This is a genomic window from Methylobacterium goesingense (genome assembly GCF_022179225.1).
Classification (GTDB): Bacteria; Pseudomonadota; Alphaproteobacteria; order Rhizobiales; family Beijerinckiaceae; genus Methylobacterium; species Methylobacterium goesingense.
The window spans coordinates 1-4,562 of record NZ_BPQL01000242.1; the positions used below are offsets into that span (position 1 = coordinate 1).

Here is a 4,562-nt window from a genome sequence, read left to right on the forward strand (position 1 = left end):
CGGCGCGGGAATCGGGTCGCCTGGCGTCCGGGTGACGCGCGGGTCCGCTGCCCCGGAGGAATCTGACGCCTCAGCGCGGGCTCACCGGACAGGCGCCGGGCCAGTCTAGCCGCAATCGGGCGTAGCTGCCGAGATCGGGGTCGAAGCCCGGGTGATAATGGGGGTCCTGCGCGAGCAGCGGCCCCCATTGCCGTTTCAGGGCCGCGACCTCGCGCTGGTGCCGGGCCAGGGCCTCTGGGGTCCAGCGCCGACTGGCGGCCTCGAAGTGGTCGAGAACCGCGCCCGGGACGAACAGGGTCCGGTAGCCGGCCGCGTTCAGGCGCAGGCAGAGGTCGACGTCGTTGAAGTCGACGGCGAAGGCTTGCCCGTCGAAGCCCCCCACCGCCGCGAATTTCGCCGCCTCCACCACCAGGCAGGCCGCCGTGACCGCCGAGACAGCCCGGGTGGCGCTCAAGGCCGCGAGGTATCCGGGCGCAGCCTCGGGAAAGTGGCGATGGGCATGGGTCACGAGGCCGCCCGGCCCGAGGAGCACGCCGCCGTGCTGGATGCGACCCTGCCCATCGACGAGCTTGGCACCCACCGCACCAACATCCGGTCGCAGGGCCTCGCGGACCAGGCGCTCCAGCCAGTCCGGCTGCCGGGTCGAGACGTCGTTGTTGATGAAGGCGAGGACGCGGCCCCGCGCGAGCCGCGCCGCCGCGTTGTTCATGGCGGCGAAGTCGAACGGCCCGTCGCAGGGCACGATCCGGGCGAGCCCCCGCTCGGCGAGGTCGCGGAAGTAGCGGTGGGTCGCGGGCTCGGCGCTGCCGTTGTCGCAGATCAGGATCTCGCGGGGCTGCCAGTCCGTGCGCTCCAGGAGGCTGTCGATGCAGGGACGCAGAAGATCGAGCCGGTCGCGCGTCGGCACGATGAGGCTGACCAGGGGGGGCTCCGCGGGCAGCGGATGGCGCAGGGTGAGGATGCCGTCGTGCCCGGCCTCGATGGCGACGCCGCCCATCCCCGCCCGGTCGAGGGCCGATCGGATGATTGCGTGGCGTGCGGACCGGGCCCCCTCCCCTCTCGGCGCGGCGGCATGAAGCGTCGGGTCAGGGGCGAGGATCGATTGCGAGACTGGTCGCGGCAGGTGGCCAATGGCCCCGGCTCCGAAGCGATCGGCGAGGCGCAGGATCAAGTCCGTCGCCCGGTGGTGGGCCGGAACCTCCGCGATATCGCCGAGGGCGGCAAGGCCGCTTCGCCGCAGGGCAACCACCGGCCCGATGTAATCGACGCCCATCAGATAGTCGCGGTCGAAGGCCGGACGCAGGAGCGGCATCGCGGCGCCGTCCGGGCGGATGAGAAGGGCATCGCCGTAGATCGCCTGCCGGGCGGGATCGTCGGCGAACGCAGCCTGGAACTGGGCCGCCGCGCCGGGCAGGAGCCCGTGACCCGGGGCCGTGAGGATCACCAGCGGCGCGGGGCCGTCGATGGCGCCCGCGCTCGCGCACCGGAGGTCTACCCCCGGAATCTGAGCGGGATCCACGTCACCGCCCCGCGGTGCTGGCATGAGCCGGACCAGCCTCGAGGACGAGCACCAGAGGCCGCGATGATCGAGCCCGAGCACGGCAGCGAGACGTTGCGCCGCCCGCACACGCCGTCCGGTGAGGCGGGCGCGCAGAATCGCAGCCGTCTCGCGGGGGGCGCCGGCGAAGAGCCGGATCGCGCCCGCCCAGCGCCTCGGCGCCGTGACCGCCGGGGAGGACGCGAAACGCAGGGCCGGCTCCACCTCGGCCGAGGGGCCCGGTCCCGGGGGGCATGCCTCACTCAAGGTCTTCCCCGAACGTCGTGAGCGAGAGGCCGGGATGGTAGAACGGATCGTGCCGGATCGTGTCGCGCCAGCGCGCCACGAACGCCTCGGCCTCGGCCTCGAAGCGTGCGCGGGCCGGCCCCACGGCAGGCCCCCGGCTGGTGGATTCGAGGTGGGCCAGCACGGCGCGCGGGGTCCAGATCGTCTGGTAGCCGGCCGCGCCGAGCCGCAGGCAGAAATCGACGTCGTTGAAATCGACCGCGAAGGTCTCGACGTCGAGGCCGCCTACCGCGTCGAACTTGTGGCGCTCCACGGCGAGGCAAGCGGCGGTGACGGCGGAGACCTCGTGCGCGACATGCAGGCGCCCGAGATGGCCGGCCGTGTCGGCCGGGCGGCGGCGCAGGATGTGGCCGGCCCGGCCGCCGAGGCCGACAACGACGCCGGCATGCTGCAGGGTGCCGTCGCCGTAGAGGAGCTTGGCGCCGACGGCCCCCACCTCCGGGCGGCAGGCCTGCCGGACCAGGGCCTCGAGCCAGTCCTCGCGCAGCACCGCGACGTCGTTGTTGAGCAGGATCACGACCGCGCCGCGTGAGACCGCGACGCCGGCATTGATCAGGGCCGAGAAGTTGAACGGGCCTGGTGCCGCGTGGATCGTCACGCGGAGGTCTCGGCGCAGGATCTCGTAATGGGCGAGGACGGCTGGGTCGGTGGAGCCGTTGTCGACGATCACGAGTTCGAGCGCCGGGTAGGCGGTGGCGTTCAGCACGTCGTCGCTCGACCTTCGAATGAGGTCGAGCCGGTCGCGCGAGGGGATGATGACGCTGACCAGCGGAGCCGGCGCCGGCAACGGCCAGAGCAGGTCGAAGCCGCCCGCGTTCGTCGCGACGCGGGCGGGCGCGCCCCGCTCGGCGAGGTGGTGGGTGAGGAGCGCGGCGTGCCGGTCTGCCTCCACCGAATCCGGGCCGGCCTGCCGGGCCAGCACCCGCGGGACGTGGGCGACACGGTCCGTTGCCACCTCGGCGGCGGCCTCGAGAAGCAGGCGCAGCGGCAGCGTGTCCGCCTCGCCGAGGGGCACGACCGCCAAGCGCCGGAGCAACGCACCCGCGTAGAGAATCGGCGTGCCCGGATAGGCGCTGACGCGGGCGAGGTCCGGGCTCCAGTCGGGTTTCAGCCGGGGGGTCGCCGGAGCGCCGTCGATCACCGCATCGGCGTAGACGAGTTCGGGCTCCGGTGCGTCCAACCGGGCGCGCGCGAGGATCGCCAGGGCATCGGGATCGAGGCGGTCGCCCGCCTGGAGCAGGACCACCGCGTCCGCTCGACCCGCGAGGCTGCCGAGCGATGCGGTCTCTGACCAGGTCCGCCGCGTCAACCGGGCGTCCGGAAGCTGGTGCGCGGTGTCGGGTTCCGTCGCGGCGAGGACGAGCGTCCAGGCTGTGAAACTCTGGGCCCGAACGCTGTCGAGGGTGGCGGCGACCGCTTCCGACTTCCCCGGGGCCGCCGGCAGGATCAGGCGCAGCACCGGCGCCTCGGGGACCGGCGCGGTCTCGGCGCGCTCGCGGGCCCGCGCCCAGGTCGCGTAGCGGTCGACGGGCGTGACACCGCAGCTTCCGCGCAGGATGTCACGAAACCGGCGCTCGTCGCGGCGCAGGGCGTTGAAGACCGCCGCCACGGCGCGAAGCGGCCGCTTGCGCAGGCACTCGGCCAGCACCTGCGCGGAGGCGCGCAGGCCGACCCGCTCCAGCACGAAGCCGCTGCGGCGGTCCGTGGCGAGTTCGAGCCCGGCGCAATCCGCCGGCAGGTATCCGAGCCACTGCGCCGCGCCGAGAACCGGGCCCGGGAGAACGAAGGTCTCGCGCCGCCCGTCGTGCCGCGTCAGGCGCAGGAGTGGGCGCAGGGGCCGGGCCACCGGATCTCCGCGATAGGTCAGCACGATCCAGCATGCCCGCGCCGGTCGCATCAGGACGAGGCGCCGGTCGAAGGTCGGATCGTCCTGCGGCTCGAGGGTGAACGCGACGCTCCGGCCCGATTCTGCGTTCAGGACGGCACCCGACGGGACGACCGGGCGCGGGGCGACGAGGCGCGGCCGCCGCTCACTCGACGGCGTCCTTGGCCGGCGCCGCGACGCGCTCCTCGGATGTTGGCGCCGCCTTGCGGGCCTTGGGGGCCGCGACAGCCTTCGGCGCCGCGCCGAGGCGGACCTCGATGTCGTAATTCTGGCTCATGGCCGCCGGCACGATGAGGTTGTCCTCCACCAGGGAGAACAGGCCCTGCGCCTGCCCGGCCGGGACCTGGACCGCGACGCGTCGCTGGCGCGCGACGATCGCCTTGCCGCCGCCGGCCTTGATCGCGAAGGAAACGGGGGCCTCGAAGCGGCCGGGCGCGCCGACGGGCCCGAGGAGTACCTGGCCCTCGACGCCGACCTTCACGCTCAGTGTCCCGTCCTGGAGGCGGTTGCACTCGCGCGCCACCCGCCCGAGGGTGATCTGATGGCGAAGGATGGCCCCGTCACCGCCACGACCGCCGTAGACCTGGATCGCCGCGCCCCCTTCGGGCACCGTCACCGTCGGGCAATAGGGCGGCTCGCTGTCGGCCGGCTGCGACGGGGGCACGGTGGTGCCGCCGTACTTGAACATGTTGGTGAGGAAATTCCCCTCCTCCGCCCGCAGCGGGGACGCGCCGAGGCCCGCCACGACAGCAGCCACGACGAGGCTGTTCAGGCCCAGAATGTTTTTGCCCAGAATGTTCTTGCCCAGAATGTTCTTGCCCAGGATGCTTTTGC

At 73.3% G+C, this 4,562-nt stretch carries 3 protein-coding genes; all 3 read right to left on the bottom strand.

Features of this window, described 5'->3' with window-relative positions; translation table 11 throughout:
• Nucleotides 1-70 precede the first annotated feature (70 nt).
• Nucleotides 71-1,804 (bottom strand): glycosyltransferase, encoded by a 1,734-nt coding sequence (locus tag MFF30_RS25565; protein WP_238283055.1) that lies wholly within the window; start codon nucleotides 1,802-1,804, stop codon nucleotides 71-73.
• Nucleotides 1,797-3,740, bottom strand: coding sequence for a glycosyltransferase (locus MFF30_RS25570; protein ID WP_238283058.1), 1,944 nt, complete (start codon nucleotides 3,738-3,740; stop codon nucleotides 1,797-1,799). The genes MFF30_RS25565 and MFF30_RS25570 overlap by 8 nt, the downstream gene beginning before the upstream one ends.
• 133 nt (nucleotides 3,741-3,873) lie before the next feature.
• Nucleotides 3,874-4,562: hypothetical protein (locus tag MFF30_RS25575; RefSeq protein ID WP_306424608.1), on the bottom strand; the 689-nt coding region annotated here is incomplete at its 5' end.

Bases quoted from the DNA above. Each gene is read 5' to 3' on its own strand.
- MFF30_RS25570 (WP_238283058.1), bottom strand. From the start codon at position 3,740: ATGCGACCGGCGCGGGCATGCTGGATCGTGCTGACCTATCGCGGAGAT.